Source organism: Dyella sp. C9 (assembly GCF_003332825.1).
Lineage (GTDB): Bacteria > Pseudomonadota > Gammaproteobacteria > Xanthomonadales > Rhodanobacteraceae > Dyella.
Map to the genome: position 1 here is coordinate 1 of NZ_QIRF01000024.1, position 20,617 is coordinate 20,617.

Sequence of the window (20,617 nt, forward strand, 5' to 3'; positions counted from 1 at the left end):
GGTCTGGGGCATCGGCGGGATCTGCGGCGTCGGGGTTCCGGGCGGCCACCAGTCGCGGCCGGGCCCATTTAAGCCGGCCGGACCAGGACTGGCAATGCCGGGCGAAAAAAAATGGGCGCCTCCATTTCCGTTCTGTCCCGCCCAAACGTCTTGGCTACTGTCACAGCCACTACGCGGGTCGCGCGCGCCTTGAACGAACGGAATCTTCTGCCGGGGGAGGAACCTCTGGATGCCGACCTCGTATTCGCGGCCAGCGGCTATGCCTTTGCCGCACAACGCTGCCTGGAGCGCGATTTACGCGTGGCGGGCCTGGCGACCCCGCGAGTGGCTGGACTACGGGAGAGAGCTGCCATGGATGGCAACACCGGATTCATGCTGTGGTGGCATTCGCTATGCGAGCGCCAGGACTGGGCGGGTAGTCCCGGCGAGCGGATGCTGCAGGCGGCGAAATACCTGGTGCGGGCGGCGACGCTTCCCGCAGGCCACCACCGCTACCTGGAGTTCCTGCACGCCCACCCGCTGATGCGGGCCTGCGTGCGGCGCGATCCTCGCCTGCTGGAGCGCCACCTGCACCGCTTCATCCACCTGCGCTGGCGTCGAGTTGATCGCCTGCGCAGCGTGCATTGCCATTACCGCTATCTGCTTGAGCACTGGCCGGTGGAGCTGTTCGAGGCGGTCTATGTGCGCGGTGGCGTTACGCTCGGCGACTTGCAGTTGAAGGACGGCAGCCACCTGCAGTTGTTCCTGCGCCCGACGATCGCGAAGGGCTGCGAGGGGGAACTGTCCATCGAACTGGCGGAGGCCGATGGCAGGCCGCTCTATCGCCTGGTGCTGACGGTGATCGACGAGAAGCCCACGATGGCCATCGGGTGCATCCAGGGCCCCACCGGCGACCACGCCCGCGAGCGCGTGCGCGAACTGACCCGGCTGATGCATGGCATGCGCCCCAAGCAGCTTATGCTGGTGCTGGCCTACGCTTTTGCCGGCCAGTGCGGCATCGAGCGCATCCTCGCCGTAAGCAACCAGGACCACCCGCTGCATGGGCGCCGCCGTTTCCGTGCCGACTACGACGCGTTCTGGCAAGAACAGGGCGGCGTGCAAACCGCCGACGGTTGGTACGAATTGCCTGAAGTGATCCATCACCGTTCCGAAGCCGAAGTGGCCAGCCATCACCGCTCGGCGTTCCGGCGTCGCGCCGAATTGCGTTGGCAGGCGGTGCAACTGCTGAGCGACGCCCTGTGCCGGGTGCCGTGGTGGTTTGACGCCCCCGCGCAGGGCGAGGCGCTAGAATCGTCCACCCGGCTGCCCGGTGGGCGCGGGGAAGCCCTGTGGACAAGTTAGCCAACCCTTCCGGGCATGCTGGCGTGAACCTGGATCCTGCCCATGCGATGCGCGTCGCGGACCTGTTCCGCGAGCATAACCGTGCCTTGGTGGCGTTCCTGCAGTGTCGGCTCAACTCGTACTCCGACGCGCAGGAAGTGGCGCAGGAGGCCTATGTGCGCCTGGTCACGCTGGAGAAGCCCGAGCAGGTGGAGTCGCTGCGTGCCTACCTGTTCCGCGTGGCCTCGAACCTGGCGGTCGATCGCCTGCGCATGCGCCAGGTGCGTGCCGACAACCCGATCGAGCCACCGGACGAAGACCTGCACCTGGCGCCTATCCCTGAGCGGCACGCCGCGGCCAGTGGCCAGCTGCAGGAGTTGCACAAGGCGTTGCGTGAACTGCCGCCCAAGACGGGGCGCGCGTTCGTCATGCACGTCATCGACGGATGTGACATCGGCGTTATCGCACGGACCATGAAGATCAGCGAGCGCATGGTGCGCTATCACGTCGCCAACGCCTTGGCCCATTGCCGGGCGCGGGTCGACGAACCGGAGATGCCATGATGGCCAACAATCCGAACAAAGAAACCCTGCGCGTGGCCGCTGATTGGTGGGTGCGCCTGCGCGATCCTGCTGCTTCCGAACGGACCATGGAGCAGTGGATGGCCTGGACCGCCGAGGATCCCAGCCACCTCACCGCGTTCGAACGCGTTACCGAGCTGGCCATGCGACTGGCGGCCTTGGGCGAAGTGTCGCGCGCGCGCCTGCTGGCCGAGTTCGCGCCATCGCAGGCCGCGCGCTTCCGTTGGCAGCCATGGGCCGCCGCGGCGGCCGTGGTGCTGGTGGCCGGCGGCGTGGCCGGTTGGCTGCTGCTCGGTGGCCAGGTACAGACGCAGCAGTACAGCAGTGCAGTGGCAGGCACGCAGGACGTCACGCTGGCCGATGGCTCGCGCATCTCGCTCGGTGGCGCCACCCGCGTCACCACGCGTTTTGGCCGCGGCCTGCGCCAGGTGGAGCTGGCCGAAGGCGAGGTCTACCTGGAGGTGGCCCACAACCCGCAGCGCCCGTTCGTGGTGCAGGCCGGCAAGCTCACCATTCGTGACATCGGCACTGCATTCGACGTGCGGCGTACCGGCGACCTGGTGACCGTCACCATGGCGGAGGGGCGCGTGCGCATCTACCAGGGCGCCAACGGCGACGACGCCGGGCTGGATGCGGTGGCCGGACAGGCCGTGTCCTACGATCCGGCGAGACCGGCCATGAAGGTGTCGAGCGCCGATCCTGCCGAGGTGGCGGCGTGGCGCGATTCGCGCCTGGAATTCGACAACGAGCCGTTGTCGGTGGTGGTGGCCAACATCAACCGCTACAGCAAGCGCCCGTTGCGCATCGTCGATGCCGATCTCGCGCCCATGACCTTCACCGGTACCGTGCGCACCGACGCCATCGAGGAATGGCTGCGTGCCTTGCCCAAGGTGCTGCCGTTGCGCGTAAGTGAGGAAGGCGGCCAGCTGCTGTTGTCCGACGCCGCCAAGGCACCCGCCGGCGCGTGAGTCAGGCAGCTGCGTCGCGTCGTGGTCCGGGGCCCGCTGGCCCTGGACGCTGAACGGCGCGCGTCACCCTGGCAAGGCCCACGACAGACATTGTTCATCGTGGTTTTTTTTTCGCCACAGCGTCGCAGGCGCGTGTCACACTTGCCCCTTTCGCTCGGGGAGAGACGAAGGGGATGAGGGTGCAGGTACGGCTGCTGTGGGCAGGCTGCCTCGCAGCGTCGATCGGTATGGCGTTGCCCGGCGATGCCGGCGCGGATGGTCGCGAGGCGACTGCGTCACCGCGCACCACGTTTTCCATCCCTGCACAACCGTTGGCCACTGCGCTGATTGCCTTCGGCAAGCAGGCGAACGTGCAGGTGCTCACTTCGGGCAGCGCCATCGCGGGCTTTCGTTCGGCCGGGCTGGATGGCAGCTACAGCCCTTCGGCGGCGATGACGCGGCTGCTGCAGGGCACCGGCCTGGTCTTCGACTTTCCCAATGCGCGCACGGTGGTGGTCACGCCGCACGCGCCGTCCAAAGCCTCGCCCACCGACGCGGCGCATCCGCCGGTGGACACCGAAGTCAAGGAACTCACCGAAGTGCAGGCCAATGCCCTGGTCGATCACGATGTCGGATTCCTGGCGTCGTTGACCAGCAGCGCCTCGCGCAACGACGCCGACCTGATCGACGTGCCGCAGTCCGTGAGCGTGGTCACGCGCGACCTGATGGATTCCCAGCAACTGCTCAGCGTGGCCGATGCCTTGCGCAACGTGGCCGGCGTTCAGTACGTGGAGGATTCCGACGGCCTGCCGATGTTCCAGATCCGCGGGTTTACCAGCGGCAACGGACTGACCGATGGCATGCCCAACAGCGTGGCGGGCTCGGGCGACTATCCGCCACTGATCGGCCTGCAGCGCGTAGAGGTTCTCAAGGGGCCGCAATCGATCCTGGGCGATGCCACCGGGCTCAGTTTCGGCGGGTTGGTCAACGTCACCGTGAAACAACCGCAGAGCACGCCGGTACGCGAGCTGAGCTATACCATCGGCGAGCAAGGACACGGCCAATTGGGCCTGGACCTCGCCGGAGCCCTTTGGCCAGGCTCCAACCTCAGTTACCGGCTGGTGGTTTCGGGGGAATACGCCCACCGTTCGCCGCAGGGCTACCGTGACCGGCGCAGTGCGTACTTCGCGCCGTCGATCGCCTGGCGCACGGCCACCACGCAACTGGTGGTCGGTGCGCAACGCATCGTCAATCGCCTGCCGATCCCGGACCATCTGGTGCTGCTGGATGGCAGTCTTGCCTCGGCATCGCCCGCCGGCCTGTTGCCCGGCAATCCGTACGATTACGCCAGCTACCAGACCAACCGGCTGTACATGCTGCTGGACCAGCAGCTGGGCGACACCTGGAGCTGGCGCAGCCGCGCGCAGTACGTGCAGCAACACAACGACGAGAAGAGCTGGACCTTCTACAACCCGTCCGCAAACGGCAACGTCAGCGCCTGGGCCGAGTCCTACCGCTACAACGATGCCTATTACTCGCTGCAGAACGACCTGATCGGCGTATTCGGAATGGGGCCGGTGACGCACACGGTCACGCTCGGCTTCGATTACTCCCGCTCGCGCATCAGCCGCAGCGACGATTACCTGCACGCCTATGATGGCGTGTACAACCTGTTCACCAGTCCTGGCCTGCCCAAGGTGCAGTCGGTGATCAGTGCGGCCGACGACGAGCCGATCTCGGCGACGCCATGGTCGATCGACAGCGGTTTCTTCCTTCAGGACCAGATGGCGCTGGGACAGCACTGGAACCTGCTGATGTCGCTGCGCCGCGCCACCTATGAAATCTCCACCACCGATGTGGAGGGCAATCCATGGTATCCGCGTCGCATCAAGTGGGTGCCGAACGTCGGCGTGGTGTACAAGCTGACGCCCGACGTTGCCTTCTATGCAGGCGCGGCCAATGGATTCCAGCCGGTGTCGTACCTGGGGCAGAACGGCCGGCCGCTGGTGCCGGCGTTGTCGCGCCAACTGGAGACCGGCGCCAAGTTCAACTTCTTCGACGAGCGCGCGCGGCTGACCGTATCGCTCTATCGCATCATGCTCGACCACAGCTACCTGCTGGTCGACGAGCAGCCGCCCAATCTGGCGACGCTGGGCCCGGGCCAGACCAACCGCGGGCTGGAGGTGGAATTCACTGGTCGCATATTGCCTGGGCTGGATATCAGCAGCAGCTACACCAACGCGCAGATCAGCAACCACGACGGCACCCAGGCCGAAGGCGCGCCGCGCCAGCGCTTCAACCTGTGGGCGAGCTATCAGTTCCAGAGTCCCGCCCTGCGCCGCTGGAGCGTCGCCGGTGGCGTGCTCGCGCGCAGCTCGTCACTGGGCGAGAGCCTGGACTACACCACGTATTACCGCGTGCCGGGCCAGGCGCGCGTCGACGGCAACGTGTCTTATCGCGCCGACCATTGGCGTTTCACGTTTGGCGTGCAGAACCTGCTGGAGAAGCGCCAGTACGCCGCCGATTTCAACGAGACCTTCCTGCCGTTCAGCACGCGCCGTCGTTATCTGCTCAGCGGAAGCTACGATTTCTAGCATGACGCGTTGACGCAATTTCTTGCTACGCTTCCAGCGTTTCCGTTTGTCTCTTCTCGCACGTCATCAGCTGTCGGGGTACCACATCGCGCACGGACCGGCCCGAGCACGATGCGTCCAACGACAGCAGCCGGGAAAGCAATGACTAGGGAAGGGGAGAGCATTGAGCAAGACACGATTCCGGCCTTTGGCCACGGCGTTGGCGTGCGTGTTTGCATCGCACGCATGGGCACAGAGCAGCGACGTTCCGCTTGACATCATCCAGGAGAACTACGGCGGCGGGCAGTACGGTTATCGCCTCGGCATCAACGTAGGCGTCAATGGCGCCATGCCGGAGGAATACCTGTTCGACACCGGCTCAGACTCCTTCAACATCGACGTGGGGCTGACCGCGCTGCATGGTTCGGGTCCCGCGTGGTTCCCGACGCAATCGGGCACGGCGACCGGTCCACTGCAGTTCTACCTGTATGGCGATGGCACCTACGGTTACGTGCAATCGGCCACCACGGTATCGAGCATCCAGTTCTATAACTCGCGGACGGGCGCCGGCGTGGCCAGCTTCGCCACGGCCAAGGGCGCGCCGGTGGCGATCAACTACGCCTATGTCACCTCCACCGCCACCGGCCAGGCCGTAGGCACGGCCAACGGCGTGACGCTGAAGATCGACACCGGCTTCCAGCAGAACCTCGCCAATGGCGTGGCGCCCGAGGAGGGCGTGTTCTACGGCATTCTCGGCGCGGGCGATTTCGGCAACGGCGTGCCCGGCATGCTGACCAGCAGCGGCTACATCGTCGAGGCCAATGGCGCGCCGGGCGTGCCGGGGGCCTGTGGGCAGGGTTGCCTGATCCTCGGCCTCACTCCGGCGCTGCGCGCACAGTTCCTCAGCGTGGTGCCGTGGATCGGTGGCGCGCAGGGCAGCTTTGCGCTGTCCGGAGCGCCATCCGCCAACCAGTTCGACACGGAGTTCCTGTACGCGCTGAGCGATGGCAAGCACACCAGCAGCGCCACCCTGCCGACCCTGTTCGACACCGGTACGCCGAACATCATGCTGATCGACAACGGCGTGGGCTTGCTCAGCGGCGAAACGTCCGCAGGCCACATCAACGCCTATGGCGACGAAGTACCGGGCATCACGCTGACCGCGACCGGCGTCGCGCCTGGCTCCAAGCCAAGTTCGGTGACCAGTGGCGACGACAGCAGCGGCGACTACACCAATGTCGTGACAGTCGGTCCGTATGGCGGGTTTCCCAGCAGCGCCATCTACGGCATCGGCTTCTTCTTCCGCAATGCGGTGATGTACGACCTGCAGAACCAGGCCACCGGATACACGCCGTTCTATGTGACCGACACGCCACTTGCCACCGGATTCACGGTGACCCCGGACATGGGGCCGCTGGGCCTGGCCGGCGTGATTTCCGGCAGCGGCGCCTTCACCGTGGCGCAGGGTGGCGTGGCCAACCTGAGCGGCACCAACACCTACACCGGCGCCACCGTGGTGCAGTCCGGCGGCTGGCTGGGTCTGGCCGGGCCGGGCAGTGTGGCGCAGTCGTCGGACATGCATGTCGATGGCGTGCTCGATGTTTCGCGCGCTGCGCAGACCACCACGCTGGTGTCGCTCTCGGGGCGCGGCGCGGTCGAGCTCGGCGGCGGCGTGCTGGAACTGACCAAGGCCGACGGCGTATTCGCGGGTTCCCTGGTCGATGGCGGCCTGAGCGGTGCCACCGGCGGCGGCGTGGTGATCCACGCGGGCCGTGAAACCTTCAGCGGGCGCAATACCTACAGCGGCGCCACCGGCATCGCGGCGCAGGGCGAGCTGGATCTCACCGGGTCGATCGCGGGTGGCGTGCTCAACCTGGGCGTGCTGGCCAATGCGGGCAGCATCGCCGGTTCCGTGGTCAACCAGGGATGGCTGCGCGATGCGGGACGCATTGCCGGTTCGATCACCAGCAGTGGCCTGCTCACCGGCCACGGCAGCATCGGCGGCGCACTGGCGGTTTCCGGCACGATCGCACCGGACTACCAGGGCTTTACCGTGCAGGGCAATTACCTTCAGGCTGCGGGCTCGACCTATCTGGTCCAGGCCAATCCCTTGCAGGCCGGCCAGTCCAGCAGCGTGCAGGCGAGCGGGCAGGCCTTGTTGTCCAGCGGCGCCGAGCTGGCGCTTGCGCCGGCCGCGGACGGCACGCTCTACCAGAAGGGTGCGCGCTACACCGTGCTGACCGCCTTGCGAGGCATCGAGGGCACTTATGGAATCGCCGGTACCGGCTCGCTCAGCGCGGTGCTCGGCCTGGCCACGGCGTATGACGCGCAGCATGTGTACCTGGAAGTGGTGCAGCAGCGCAGCCTCGCCAGCTTCGGCGGAACCCGCAACGAAACGGCCGCGCTCGAAGGCCTGCAATCGCTGCCGGCCAGCAATCCGGTGTTCACCGCCGTGGCGAACCTTCCCTCGGCAGAGGCGATACGTGCGGCGTCGGACTCGTTGTCGGGAGAAATCCACGGCAGCGCGCGTGGCACCTTCCTGGACGACAGCCACTACGTGCGCGATGCCATGGATGGGCGCCTGCGCCAGCTCGGCGAGGGCGAGCCCGGCAACGGCCAGTCCGCCACGGCGCCCGCCGCCAACGGCATCGCATGGTGGGGCCAGTTCATCGGCTCATGGGGTCATCGCGGCAGCGACGACAACGCCGGCGGCCTGTCGCAATCGGTCGGCGGCTTTGTCCTGGGCGCCGACATGCCGGTCGGCGAGACCAGCCACGTCGGCGTGCTGGGCGGTTATACGCAGACCTCGCTGCAGCTGCCGTCGCGCGCCAGTTCCGGCTCCAGCGACGATGCCCATGTCGGCGTGTACGGTGGTACCCAGTGGGATGCGTTCGGCCTGCGTGCGGGCCTCGCCTATACCTCGCATTCGCTGGATACCACCCGTGACGTCGCGTTCGCCGATCTCGACGAGCGCTTGCTCGGGCACGCCCGCTACTTCACCACTCAGGCGTACGCGGAAGCGGCGTACCACCTGTCGTGGAAGACGGCCTCGTTCGAGCCGTTCGCCCAGGCCGCCTACGTGAGGTTGGATGGCGACGGATTCGCCGAACAGGGCGGTGCGACGGCCCTGCAGGTGCGCGGTGGTGACGACGCGCTCACCTACAGCACGCTGGGTGCACGGCTTTCCACGCACTTTGCGCTCAATGGCGACGTGTTTGCGGCGCACGCCATGCTGGGCTGGCGCCACGCGTTCGGCAACATCTCGCCGCAGGCTCCGCTGGCGTTTGCCGGTGGCAGCGTGTTCGCGGTGGACGGCGCCCCGCTGGCGCGTGACGTGATGGTGGTGGATGCCGGACTGGAACTGCCGGTGTCGGCCAGTGCGTCGTTCAACCTTGCCTACGAAGGCCAGGCCGCGCATCGCGTGGTGGACAGCGGTTTCCGTGGCGGTTTCGTCTGGAAGTTCTGAGCCTGTAACGCGAAAGCCCCGGGAGTTTCCTCCCGGGGCTTTCGTGCGTATTGCGTAGACGCTTATTGGCCGCTTGCCGGCGTGCTCGCCTCGGCCTTGCCGGTGGTGGCATCACCCGTGCCGCTGGTCTTGGCCTTGTGGCCCGAGTGCTGCTTGGTGGTGCTGGCCTTGTGGCCGGCCTTGGCGGTGTCGGTAGCCTTGGTGGTGTCGCCCGCCTTGGCGGTTTCCTTCGCTGCCGCGCCGCTGGTCGCGCTGGCTTCGGTCTTGGCGGCGCCGGCGTCCTGGGCGAAAGCCGGGACGGTCAGCACGGAAGCGGCGGTGACGATGAGGGCGGCAAGCAGGGTCTTACGCATGAGGCAAACCTCCAGTGGGTAGATGCCGCGAAGGCGTTGCTTCGCGGCTGGGATCCAAGCTAGATCGCATTTGCCTTACCGAAGCTGAACCGAACCGGCTCCCTTTAGCGGCCAGACAGTTCGCTGAATCCGCGCCATTCGATCGCGTCGCGACGCCCTTGGACCCTCTTGTTTTCCTTCGCGGGCTGCCGCCGGCCTCAATTGGTATGGACGTCTATTTGGCGGGAAGGCTACTGGTGGGCGCCGGCCGACTCGACTTCGCCGCCGTTCACCGCATGCAGGGCGTGGCCCAGCTCGGCGGTCTGCGTTTCAGCCCGGGGCAGCAACGCATCGAGCCGGCCCTTCATGCGCAACAGGGCGACGTTGGCCATGTCGTCGTCGGCGGTGCGTTCGGCGACATCCTCGCGCTCTGGTGGCGCACCGGGCGCCCGCGTCAGGGTGGCCAGTTGCGGCGCGATCACCTGGGTGAGCGCGAAGTAGCCGTCGTCGCGGATGCCGGCCAGTTCAAGCAGCCGCCCCGGCAGCATCCAGGAGGCCAACGATTCGTGGGTGGCCGGGAGTGGATTACGTGGATCGACCAGCAGCCAGGTACCGGCCTGGCTCAGCATGTCCTTGCCATCCACGAAGCCGGTGGTCAGGTAGGTGTCGGTGAGCGCCGGCAGGTGGTCGCCATAGAACAGCAGCAGGGTGGGGCGCTCGCGATGGGCCAGCAGTTCGGCGAGCCGGCCCAGTTCCTGGTCGGCGTGCTGCATGTGGTAGAGGTAATTCTGCAGCTCGAGCTTGTTCTTGCCGGTGACGCCGACGGGCACGGGAATGGCGTCACGTGCGGCGCTATCGGCAGGCGGTATGTCATAGGGCCCGTGGGCCTCGATGCTGATGGCGAACACGAACTGCGGAGGGCCGGCGTTCTTGAGCTGCGCCATGATCTCGTCGGTCATCGCGCGGTCAGCCATGTACTGGCCATCCATGGGCGCGTTGGCCGGGAAGGCGGATCGGGAAACGAAACGGTCGAAGCCGATCGCGCGGAATGCGGTGTTGCGGTTCCAGAAGCCCGGGTCGTTGCCGTGCAGCGCGATCGTCTCGTAGCCGTGCGCGCGCAGCGTGCGCACCAGGCTCGGCACCACCTTGTGGTTCATCTGCAGATACGGAAACTGCAGGTCGTTGAAATAACGCAGCGACAGGCCGGTCAGTACCTCGAACTCGGTGCGGATGGTGCCGCCGCCGTAGGTCGGCACATGCAGCGGGCCACTCTCGCCCTGCGCGGCAAGCCGATGCAGGTTGGGCGTGAGGTCCACGCCCTGGTAGCCGCGCATGATCGACGGATCGAAGAACGATTCGCTCTGTATCACCACGATATCCGGCGCCTCGCCCTGGACGGCGGAGGCCGGCAGCAGGCGTTCGCGCAGCGCCGCATTCGCGCGCTCGATCAGTTGTTGCGCCGCAGCGGGGTCGGGCTTCTGGCGCGCGTGATTCTGTTGCAGGTGGAACATCATCAGCGAGCTGACCAGGCCCGAGTGCTCGGCCGTGGCGCTGGCCGACCAAGGCTCGAGCCACAGGTGGCGTCCACCATAGAGCTTCATCCAGCCGGGCATACCGGCGATCAGCGTGCCGATCAGGCCGAACACCGCCACCCCCGCGAGCAGGCGCTTGCCGCGGGTGCGACGGGCAAACAGCGTCGGCTCGAGCCGCCAGGCGGATGCGATGATCGCGATGGCGGCGAGCAGCGCGAGGTATGGCCATGGGCTAGCCGGCAGGTAGCTGCCGAGCAGCTTGAAGCCGCCGCGTCGAAGCTGGCCCAGCATGCGGAAGTCCGCGGGCATCAACGGCGTGCTCAGGTTGCGCACCTTCAGCGCGTTCACGGCGTACAGCAGCGTCTGCCCCAGGAACGCAAGACCGTATGAGAGCAGCACGCGCCGGCTCAGCACCAGCAGCAACAGGGCCAGCAGCAGGCCGGGCAGCGCGTTGGCGAGCAGGTAGAGTGGTTGGTTGAAGAGCTGGGTGGGACCCACGCCGACGCCGCCATCGACCACACCGGTCAATAGCGTGAAGGCGATCGCCAGTACAGCGACAACACCAAGACGGAAGGAACACGAACGCGCACGCAGCGCGGACAGAGTCGCTGACATGGTCATGGCATCCTGCGGTGGCTGTCATGGCTCGGACTCCGGACTGTAACCAGCCGGATATGAACCAATCGTTGTACATCGGGCCGAATTGCGCCCGGGGATGTGTGCATGTGCAACGCGTCACGGGCAACCGGCGTGCACCATGCGGCCCTGGGGCGCAGGCGGGTCCAGTCATCTGGTGGTCATGTATCCGAACGGAGCAGCCACCTGACCGAGGCCCTGCACGCGCTGCGGCAGTGCGGCACAATGACCCGATGACCGTTACCCACAGGCCCGCGGAATCCAGGGCGCTGCGCGCGCTGATCGACGACCGCTACAGTGAATTGGCCGCACGCTGCCGCATCATGGGCGTGCCGTTGCATGACGATGCCGGCGTGGCCGAGCGCATCCGGCGCACGCTGCTGGCCAGCGATTTTGCGTTCGACACCTGGTTCCGGCAGCCGCAGCTGCTGGCGCCGCAGGGATTGGAGCGCCTGCGCTCGGGCAGCGACGCCAGCGCGCGCATCGAGGCGTTGCGCCTGTCCGCCGACGAATCCGCCTGCCTTACCGAGCTGCGGCAGTTCCGCCATGCCGAGGCACTGCGGCTGGTGTTTCGTGACGTGAATGGGCTGGACGAGCTTCCCGAAACGCTTTCGGCCACCAGCGTGCTCTACGAGGCATTGCTGGGCGCCGCGCTGGGCTGGTCCGAACAGGCACTGGCCGCGCGTTATGGCCATAGCCGCAGCCACGACGGCACCTTGCAACGCATGGTGGTGGTCGGCTTCGGCAAGCTCGGCGGCAGCGAGCTGAATTTCTCTTCCGACATCGACCTGGTGCTGGCCTATCCGCACAGCGGACAGAGCGACGGCGCTCGCTCGCTCGACAACAGTGAGTATTTCGTGCGCCTGGCGCGCCAGCTGGTGCGCCTGCTCAACGAGCCCACGGTCGACGGTATCTGCGCACGCGTGGACCTGCGCCTGCGACCGTTCGGCAACGCCGGTCGCCTCGCGCTGCCGTTCTCCGCGATGGAGCAGTACTACCAGAGCGAAGGCCGCGACTGGGAGCGCTATGCCTGGATCAAGGCGCGCCCGGTCGCCGGTGACCGCAACGCCGGCAAGCAATTGCAGGAACTGCTGCGCCCGTTCGTCTACCGAAAGTACCTCGACTACACCGCGTTCGCCGGCTTGCGCGAGATGAAGTCGCTCATCGACGCCGAGGTCGCGCGCAAGGACCTGGCCGACAACCTCAAGCTGGGCCCGGGCGGCATCCGCGAAATCGAGTTCGTGGTACAGCTGGTGCAGCTTATCCGCGGCGGCCGGGAGCCCAGCCTGCGCGTGCGCGGCCTGCTGCCGGCACTCACCGCCTGCGAAGCGCGCGGACACATCAGTTCGGTGCGTGCCCGCGCGTTGCGCGAGGCCTATGTATTCCTGCGTCGCGTCGAGAACCGCGTGCAGATGCTGCGCGATGCGCAGACGCACGACATTCCCGAGGATGCGCTCAGCCGCGAGCGCATCGCCGTGGGGCTGGGCCACGCCGCGTGGGAGGAGCTGGAGGCGGAACTGGCACATCACCGCGCCAACGTCAGCGAGGAATTCGCCGCGGTGTTGATGCCCCAGGGCGGGCGTACTGCGAGTGCGCCGGTGGCGGACGTCGCGCTGTGGCGGCAGGCCTGCCAGGAGTCGTTGGGAGCCGGGGTGATGGAAGCCTCGGGGTTCACCCCGGGCAGTGAAGTAGCCGAGGCCCTGCAGAAGCTGGCCCAGGCGGGCTCCGTTCGTGCCATGTCGCAGCGTACGCGCGAACAGCTGGATCGCCTGATGCCGCAGCTGCTGGCGGTGGCGCGCGCGAGTGCCGCGCCGGTGCCGTGCCTGCTGCGCCTGTGCCGCCTGGTGCAGGCGGTGGCGCGTCGATCTTCCTACCTGGCACTGCTGGAGGAGCAGCCGGCGGCGCGCCTGCGCCTGGCCAAGTTGTTCGCCGAAAGCGCCTTCCTCGCCGAACGCGTGATCTCCCAGCCCCTGCTGCTGGACGACGTGCTGGACCCGCGCATCGACCAGTTGCCGCTCAAGCGCGCCGACATCAGCGCGGAAATCACCCGCGTGCTCGCCACGCTGGATGAGCGGGAGCCCGAAGCAGAGCTTGAGCGTCTCAACGAGTTCAAGGCCAGCGTGGCGTTCCGCCTTGGACTGGCCTTCAGCGATGGACGCGCCGACGCCGTGGCCACGGCGCGCCGGCTGGCGGTATTGGCCGAATCGATGGTGATGGCGGTGACCGCGCTGGCCGAGCGCGATCTCGCGGCACAGCACGGACGCTTGCCGGGAGAAGGCAGTGGTTTTGCCGTGCTGGGTTATGGAAGCCTGGGTGGAGAAGAGCTGGGTTTTGCCTCGGATCTCGACTTGGTGTTCGTGTACGACGGCAAGTACGCACACGCGATGAGCGACGGCAAGCGTTCGCTGGAAGGCACGCGCTGGTACCAGCGCCTCGTGCAGCGCGTGGTGAACTGGCTGACCGTGCTGACTCGCGCGGGTCGAATGTACGAGGTGGACACCCGCCTGCGCCCCGATGGTTCCAAGGGCCTGCTGGTGAGCAGCCTGGAGTCGTTCACCGGCTACCAGAAGAGTCGTGCATGGACCTGGGAGCACCAGGCTTTGTTGCGCGCGCGCCCCATCGCGGGCGATCCCGCCCTGCAGTCGGAACTGGCGACCGTGCGTCGCGAGGTTTTGGCGGTGCCTCGCGATCGCGCCGCCGTGCTGCTGGAGGTGAGCAACATGCGCCAGCGCTGGCGTGCGGAGCGTGATCGTTCCGATGCGAGCCAGCTCGATCTCAAGCAGGGCCTGGGCGGCCTGCTCGACATTGAGTTCGCCTTGCAGGGCCTGGTGCTTGCGCATGCCGCGGAACATCCGGCATTGCTGTCGATCACCGCCAATGCGGGCCTGATCGAGGCGTGCCGCAATGCCGGCCTGCTTACCGGCAGGCAGGCAGGCCTGTTCGCCGAGGCCCATGCCGAGCTGCTGCACCGCGCGCTGGCCTGCACCCTGGATCTGCGCTCACGCATCGCGCCACGCGACGGCGAGCTCGATCGCCTGTGCAGCAACGTGCAGGAAGTGACCGCGGAGCTGGGCTTCCAGTTCTGATCCAGCTCAGGGGTTGGCTTGCCGGATCGCGATGCGTTCGCGCAGCATCGCGGCGATCGCCGCCGTTTCGCGCAATGGACGGGCAGGGGCCGGGGCGATCGTATCGAGTGGGTAGAGGTAGCCCGCATCGGCCAGGGCGCGGTGGAAGCGCGCTAGCTTCTCCGGCAGGTTGCCCAGCACGAGGGTCTGCACCGGGCAGCCGACCGCGCAGGCTTCCGACAGCATGTTGACCGAATCGGGCGTCACCACCAGGCGGTCGGCCCAGCCCAGCACGCCCGGATAGGGGTTGCCGCCATCATCGGGGCCCGCCCACACCAGGCCCGAGGCATCGGCCAGTCGCTCGCGCATGCGCTCGACCAGCGACCGTGGCGTGCGCCGCGAGGCCAGCACCAGCAGGCTGCCACCCTCGGCCAGTTGGCGCAGCAACAGCTGGCTGGCCAGTTGTTCGATATAGCCTTCGTCGAATGTGATGCCACGCCGGGGGCCGCCCAGCAGCACGCCGACCAGTGGCCGGGGCAGTTCGGCGAGCCCGGGGTCGGCTTCGCGTCCGTCGCGCAGCCAGTCGTCGTCCACCGGATTGAGGGAGCCCAGCGGCTGCACCACGTTGGGGCCGCTCAGCTGGTCGTGGCGCGGTGCAATCACCATGTCCCAATGCGCTGGATCGATGCGCGGGTCGAGAATCTGCACGGTGTAGCTGCGCCCATTGCTGAGCTGCCGCAGCATGCGTGTGTACAAGGCGGACTGCCTGCCGCAGCCAACGGCCACCGCCGGCCAGGGCGGAGCAAATCGCTGTTCCTGCGCGGAGGAAAGCGCCAGCTGTGCACCTACCGTGAAGCGCGGCGCGAGCCAGGACCAGGGCGGCTTGGGTTCCAACTGCATGTGGTGGATCGGCAGGCCCAACGGCTCGGCCAGGGCCAGGGCCTGGCGTTGGTTGCCGGCGGCCTGGTCCGTAATCACCCAGCAATCACCGCGCAGCTTCAGCATTCGGGCATAACCGGCGGGATTGTTTCCTTGAACAGCACAGTTCGTTTCATTCGCCTGTGTCCAGTTTGTCCGCGCCCGCGCTTACACTGCGTCACTGTCGCGCCACCGGTGGCGCCCCACGTCCAAAGGATACCCATGAGCGAGATGCTTTCCGAGGCCGCCCTCGACCAACTGTTCCGCCATGCCCGCACGTATAACGCGTGGCTGCCGAAAGAGGTGACCGGGGCGCAGCTGCACCAGCTCTATGAACTGGCCAAGTTCGGCCCGACCAGCGCCAATTCCTCGCCGGCCCGCCTGGTGTTCGTGAAGTCCGCTGACGCCAAGGCCCGCCTCGCGCCGCACCTGTCCGAAGGCAATCGCGCCAAGAGCCTGGCGGCGCCGGTCACGGTGATCGTGGGTACCGACTACGCTTTCTACGAAAAGCTGCCGCAGTTGTTCCCGCATGCCGATGCGCGCAGCTGGTTCGTCGGCAACCAGCCGCTGATCGACGCCACCGCCTTCCGCAATGGCTCGCTGCAGGGCGCCTATGTGATCGCCGCCGCGCGTGCGCTGGGCCTCGATTGCGGCCCGATGTCCGGCTTCGACGCCGAAGGCGTGAACGCCGAGTTCTTCGCCGGCACCACTATCAAGGCCAACTTCCTCATCAACATCGGTTACGGCGACGCCAGCCGTGACCTCTTCCCGCGCAGTCCGCGCCTCGCCTTCGACGAGGCCTGCAAGATCGTCTGAGCCCCTCCGGGCCCCGTTGATCCCATGCAGCCCCACACCCACTGGAGACTTCCCATGCGTGCACTCCGTTACCTGCTTCTCGCCGGCCTGCTCGGCGCCGCCGTCACCGCCCAGGCCGCCCCGGTCACCTACAAGATGGACCCGGGCCACACCGACGTCCTGTTCAGCTGGAACCACTTCGGCTTCTCCAACCCCACCGCCAACCTCGGCCTGGGCGAGGGCACCATCGTGTTCGACGAGAAGAACCCGTCCGCTTCCTCGGTGAACGTCACGCTGCCGCTGGCCAACCTCGACACGCACGTGACGAAGCTGGACGAGCACCTGAAGAAGCCGGACTTCTTCGATGCCGACAAGTACCCGACCATCACCTTCAAGAGCACCAGCGTGCAGGCAGTGGGCGGCAACAAGTTCAAGGTCACCGGTGACCTCACCGTGCACGGCGTGACCAAGCCGGTCGTGCTGGACGCCACCCTCAACAAGAGCGGCGAGCACCCGATGATGAAGGTGCAGACGGTGGGCTTCGACGCGACCGCCACGTTGAAGCGCTCGGACTTCGGCATGGGCGCCTACGTGCCGAACGTGAGCGACGAGATCCAGGTGCGCATCACCACCGAAGCCTCGGTGCCGAAGGCCGACGCCGCCAAGTAAGTCGCTCCCTTCGGGTAGCCAGAAACCCGCGCCATGCAAGGCGCGGGTTTTTTTGTGTGCGGTGAGCCATGCGATCGACGACCGCCTCGTGCGGAGCTGATCGGCGGTGGTTGCCCGGAGGCGTCCGGATGGCCAGATCAGCCTGGTCCAGGCCATCGCCTGCGGCGAAGGTCGTGGCTATCGCGCAACTCGAAAAGGGGTTCGCCTGCTAACATGGGCGATCCGGTGTCCTGATGGAGTTCTCCCCCATGTCGCGTTCCCCTGCGGCTGCCCCGCTGATCCCGGCGAATGCCGAAAATCGTTATGAAGTGACGCGGGCGGACCTTCCGCTGTCCTGCCCGATGCCCGGCATGGCGCTGTGGAACTCCCATCCGAAGGTCTATCTGCCGGTCGTCGAGGACGGCGGCGAGTCCACATGTCCTTATTGTGGCGCGCATTACGTGCTGCGGGACTGAGTTCCGGCCCATCAGTTTCAACTGAAACAACCTGCGCTGCCGTTTTAGGCACGATTGCTGCTTGCCTCTAGGGATGAAGGCACCTTTTGAACCAATCATGTCAGCAGTCGCCACGCCAGTGAGATCGTTGACCGTCGTCCAGCTGATCCCAGCCCTGCACTCTGGTGGGGCCGAGCGGTCCACGCTGGAGATCGCGCGCGCCCTGGTCAAGGCCGGGCACCAGTCCATCGTGATCTCCGCCGGCGGCCGCATGGTGTCCCAGCTGGAGGCCGAAGGCAGCCGCCACATCACCCTGGACATCGGCCGCAAGTCCCTGGGCACGTTGATGAAAGTGGGTGCGCTGCGGCGGCTCCTGCGTGAGCTCAAGCCCGACATCGTGCATGCCCGCTCGCGCCTTCCGGCCTGGCTGGGCTGGTGGGCTATCAAGGGCCTCAAGCCGGTTCCTCACTTCGTCACCACCGTGCACGGGCTCAATTCGCCCGGTCGCTACAGCGCCATCCTGCTGCGCGGCGAGCGGGTGATCGCGGTGTCGCAGACGCTGCGAGATTTCATGCTCAGCCACTACCCGTGGCTGGAGCCGGGCCGGGTGCGGGTGATCCCCCGCGGCATCGACCCGGATGCGTTCCCCTATGGCCATCGCCCCGACGATGCCTGGCGCAAGGCGTTTTTCGCCGAGTACCCGGCACTGGCCGGCGGGCCTCTGCTGACCCTGCCCGGTCGCGGCACCCGGCTGAAGGGCCATCACGACGCGGTCGAGCTGGTCTCTGAGCTCAAGCGCCGCGGCATCGACGTGCGCCTGCTGTTGCTGGGCGTGATCGAGCCGGGCCGCGAAGCCTACGTGGAGGAGCTGCGTAACCTGGTTCGTGCCCGCGGCCTGGAGTCGCAGGTGGTGATGACCCCGCCGCGCAGCGATGTGCGCGACATCTATGCGATTTCGGCGCTGGTACTGCAGCTGTCCAACAAGCCCGAATCGTTCGGCCGCACCGTGATCGAGGCACTGTCGCTGTGCCGTCCGGTGTTGGGTTATGCGCACGGTGGCGTGGGTGAGCTGTTGGCCGAGCTGTATCCGGCCGGCCGCGTGCCGCCGGCCGATCGTGAGCGACTGGTGGAGCGCGCAGCGGAGCTGCTGCGCGTGGCGCCGCCCATCCCGATGCTGCAGAGCTATCGCCTGAGCGACATGCAGCAGGCCACGCTGGCCCTGTACGACGAGCTTGCCGCGGTCTGAGCACCGTTCGCCGGTCGGATGGCCGGCTCCCCTACAATGCGTGCGCCGCGTCCATACGATGTCCGCATGACCTCATTCGCTTCTTCCCTGAAGGCAGCCCTGCGCTCGCCCCTGTTGCCGTTCTGGCTGGTCATCGCCCTGCTGCCGCTGGGGCGCAGCTCGGAACTCGGCACCTTCCTGTGCCTGGTCGGCGTAGTGCTGCTGTTCGTGCGGCAGCCAGGCGCGCTGCGCGACCATGCCGGCGCGCGCCTGCTGTTGTGGCTGCTGGGTGCCTATATCGCGGCAGCCCTGCTGTCGGCAGTTGATTCGTTGGCGCCGGGCAAGAGCTGGTCCACGGTGGCCGCGCTGCTGCGCTATGTGCCGCTGGGCTTGTACGCCTGCTTCGCCATTCGTCGTGAGGAAAAGCTCGAGGCTCTCTACCTTGCGGTTGCCGTGGTGGTGGCGTTCTGGGCGGTCGATGCCTGGGTGCAGGCACTCACTGGCTGGAGCCTGGGTGGGCGCGCCGAGGCCGAGCGGATTTCCGGCATCTTCGGCGCCACCAACCTGAAGCTGGGGCCGTCGCTGGCCGTGCTGTCCCCGTTCGTGCTGTGGTCGGCGGGCCGCCGCTGGGGCACCAAGGGCCTGTTGCTGTCTTTCCTGCTGTTGCTGGGGCCGGTGCTGCTGTCGGGCTCGCGCGCCTCGTGGTTGTGCTACGCCCTGGTGGCGCTGGGCTTTGCCTGGCATGCCTCGCGTTCGCCCATGCGCTTCATGGCCGCCGCCGCCGGGGGCACATTGCTGTTGTTGCTGGCCGGCGGCATCGCCTGGAAGACCTCCGACCGTTTCCAGCTGCGCATGGATCGCACCTTGCAGGCGCTGCACGGTTCGGACCAGTCGCTGGATACCGCGCTGAGTGGACGCCTGGACATCTGGCGTACCAGCGTGGCGATGTTCCGTGCCCATCCCGTCAACGGCGTGGGCGTGCGCGCCTACCGCGATGCCTATCCCGCCTATGCGCCACCGAATGACCACTTCGTGGTGTCGGGCGAGGCCTGCGGGGTGGGCGAGGGCGCCTGCCATGCGCACCAGTGGGTGCTGGAGGTGCTCACCGAGACCGGCACGCTGGGCCTGTTGTGCTGGCTGGCGGCCATCGTGCTGGCGGTGCGCGCCTGGCGTCGCGTCGGCGCCGCGGCCCGCCAGCGGGCCTTCCCCGCCACGCTCGCGCTGGGCGTGATGCTGTTTCCGTTCAACACCCATCTGGCGTTCTATTCGGCGTGGTGGGGCTTGCTGTTCGCCTGGCTGCTGGGCCTGTGGTGTGCGGCCCTGTATGTCTACCCGGCGCAGGAGGCCAGCCGCGCATGACCCGCGAGCCGCTGTCGGTGGTGCTGATCACCTACAACAATGCCGACACCCTGGATGCCTGCCTCAGCCAGGTCGACTGGGCCGAGGAGATCGTGGTGCTGGACTCCGGCTCCAGTGACGATACCGTGGCCATCGCCAAGCGGCACGGTGCACGCGTGGCGGTGCATCCGTTCGACGACTACGGGCCGCAGAAGCAGCGCGCCTACGACATGGCCAGCCACCACTGGATCCTCAACCTCGACGCCGACGAGATCCTTTCGCCGGGCACGCGCGCGGTCATCGAGCGGGCCCTGGTGGAGCCACGCCATGCAGGCTTCCGCCTGCCGCGGCGCGAGCGCATGTTCTGGACCGTGCAGCACCGCCTCAGTTGGCGCAACGGCCACCTGCGCCTGTTCGATCGGCGCCGCGGCGGCATGAACGATGTCGAGGTGCATGCCGCGGTGGAAGTGCGCGGCCCGGTCAAAACGCTGTGGAGCGCCGACTTCGTCAACGATGGCGACGGCGACATCGCCACGCGGGTGGAGAAGATCAACCGCTATACCACCGGCATGGTGGCGCACAAGCTGCGCAAGCAGCAGCGCTTCACCGGCCTTCGGATGGTGTTCTATCCGCCGGTGTTCTTCCTGCGCCAGTACATCGGCAAGCGCTACTTCCTCAATGGATGGGCAGGCTTCATCGCCAGCGTCACCGGCGCGTTCTATGCCTTCCTGAAGTACGCCAAGCTGCACGAAGCCCACGAACAGGCCAGGCGCGCCCGCCGCTGAC

At 67.1% G+C, this 20,617-nt stretch carries 15 protein-coding genes; 12 read left to right on the plus strand and 3 right to left on the minus strand.

The genetic code is table 11. The annotated features are described in order from the left end of the window. The first annotated feature begins 351 nt into the window (after window positions 1–351). The 5 genes from DVU99_RS18795 to DVU99_RS18815 all read left to right on the plus strand — a co-directional run bounded on the left by DVU99_RS18795 (window position 352) and on the right by DVU99_RS18815 (window position 8,887). Window positions 352–1,341, plus strand: coding sequence for a DUF535 family protein (locus DVU99_RS18795; protein ID WP_157971487.1), 990 nt, complete (start codon window positions 352–354; stop codon window positions 1,339–1,341). Between the two features lie 23 nt (window positions 1,342–1,364). After that, entirely contained in the window at window positions 1,365–1,883 is a 519-nt protein-coding gene (locus DVU99_RS18800; protein WP_232823661.1) for an RNA polymerase sigma factor, read from the plus strand. Next, complete coding sequence (locus tag DVU99_RS18805) at window positions 1,880–2,869, plus strand: FecR domain-containing protein (RefSeq protein ID WP_198670388.1); 990 nt, start codon at window positions 1,880–1,882, stop codon at window positions 2,867–2,869. Before DVU99_RS18800 ends, DVU99_RS18805 begins: the two co-directional genes overlap by 4 nt. Before the next feature lie 173 nt (window positions 2,870–3,042). After that, on the plus strand, window positions 3,043–5,442 hold the full coding sequence (locus DVU99_RS18810; protein ID WP_232823662.1) for a TonB-dependent receptor: 2,400 nt from the start codon (window positions 3,043–3,045) through the stop codon (window positions 5,440–5,442). Between the two features lie 208 nt (window positions 5,443–5,650). Further along, the gene (locus tag DVU99_RS18815; RefSeq protein WP_232823663.1) at window positions 5,651–8,887 is read left to right on the plus strand and encodes an autotransporter domain-containing protein; all 3,237 of its coding nucleotides are present in this window, start codon (window positions 5,651–5,653) and stop codon (window positions 8,885–8,887) included. Window positions 8,888–8,949: 62 nt separating this feature from the next. Here DVU99_RS18815 and DVU99_RS18820 read toward each other — a convergent pair whose 3' ends face one another. Together DVU99_RS18820 and DVU99_RS18825 are read right to left on the minus strand one after the other, a co-directional pair. After that, window positions 8,950–9,240 (minus strand): hypothetical protein, encoded by a 291-nt coding sequence (locus tag DVU99_RS18820; RefSeq protein ID WP_114241767.1) that lies wholly within the window; start codon window positions 9,238–9,240, stop codon window positions 8,950–8,952. Between the two features lie 230 nt (window positions 9,241–9,470). Continuing rightward, a complete protein-coding gene (locus DVU99_RS18825; protein ID WP_232823664.1) occupies window positions 9,471–11,366 on the minus strand; it encodes an LTA synthase family protein in 1,896 nt (631 codons plus the stop codon). A 254-nt stretch (window positions 11,367–11,620) separates the two neighbouring features. Here DVU99_RS18825 and glnE point away from each other — a divergent pair, with 254 nt between their 5' ends. Next, the gene (gene glnE, locus DVU99_RS18830) at window positions 11,621–14,473 is read left to right on the plus strand and encodes a bifunctional [glutamate--ammonia ligase]-adenylyl-L-tyrosine phosphorylase/[glutamate--ammonia-ligase] adenylyltransferase (RefSeq protein WP_114241769.1); all 2,853 of its coding nucleotides are present in this window, start codon (window positions 11,621–11,623) and stop codon (window positions 14,471–14,473) included. 6 nt (window positions 14,474–14,479) lie between these two features. Here the strand turns inward: glnE and DVU99_RS18835 are convergent, their stop codons facing one another. After that, window positions 14,480–15,457 (minus strand): mitochondrial fission ELM1 family protein, encoded by a 978-nt coding sequence (locus DVU99_RS18835; protein WP_114241770.1) that lies wholly within the window; start codon window positions 15,455–15,457, stop codon window positions 14,480–14,482. Between the two features lie 135 nt (window positions 15,458–15,592). Here DVU99_RS18835 and DVU99_RS18840 point away from each other — a divergent pair, with 135 nt between their 5' ends. The 6 genes from DVU99_RS18840 to DVU99_RS18865 all read left to right on the plus strand — a co-directional run bounded on the left by DVU99_RS18840 (window position 15,593) and on the right by DVU99_RS18865 (window position 20,616). After that, window positions 15,593–16,186 (plus strand): malonic semialdehyde reductase, encoded by a 594-nt coding sequence (locus DVU99_RS18840; RefSeq protein ID WP_114241771.1) that lies wholly within the window; start codon window positions 15,593–15,595, stop codon window positions 16,184–16,186. 54 nt (window positions 16,187–16,240) lie between these two features. Continuing rightward, window positions 16,241–16,834, plus strand: a complete 594-nt coding sequence (locus tag DVU99_RS18845) for a YceI family protein (protein WP_114241772.1) — start codon at window positions 16,241–16,243, stop codon at window positions 16,832–16,834. Window positions 16,835–17,082: 248 nt separating this feature from the next. Further along, on the plus strand, window positions 17,083–17,289 hold the full coding sequence (locus DVU99_RS18850; RefSeq protein WP_198670389.1) for a zinc-finger domain-containing protein: 207 nt from the start codon (window positions 17,083–17,085) through the stop codon (window positions 17,287–17,289). Window positions 17,290–17,386: 97 nt separating this feature from the next. Beyond that, on the plus strand, window positions 17,387–18,514 hold the full coding sequence (locus DVU99_RS18855) for a glycosyltransferase (protein ID WP_114241774.1): 1,128 nt from the start codon (window positions 17,387–17,389) through the stop codon (window positions 18,512–18,514). A gap of 66 nt (window positions 18,515–18,580) precedes the next feature. Beyond that, window positions 18,581–19,852 (plus strand): O-antigen ligase, encoded by a 1,272-nt coding sequence (locus DVU99_RS18860; RefSeq protein WP_114241775.1) that lies wholly within the window; start codon window positions 18,581–18,583, stop codon window positions 19,850–19,852. Then, window positions 19,849–20,616, plus strand: a complete 768-nt coding sequence (locus DVU99_RS18865; protein WP_114241776.1) for a glycosyltransferase family 2 protein — start codon at window positions 19,849–19,851, stop codon at window positions 20,614–20,616. Before DVU99_RS18860 ends, DVU99_RS18865 begins: the two co-directional genes overlap by 4 nt. Window position 20,617: the final 1 nt, after the last annotated feature.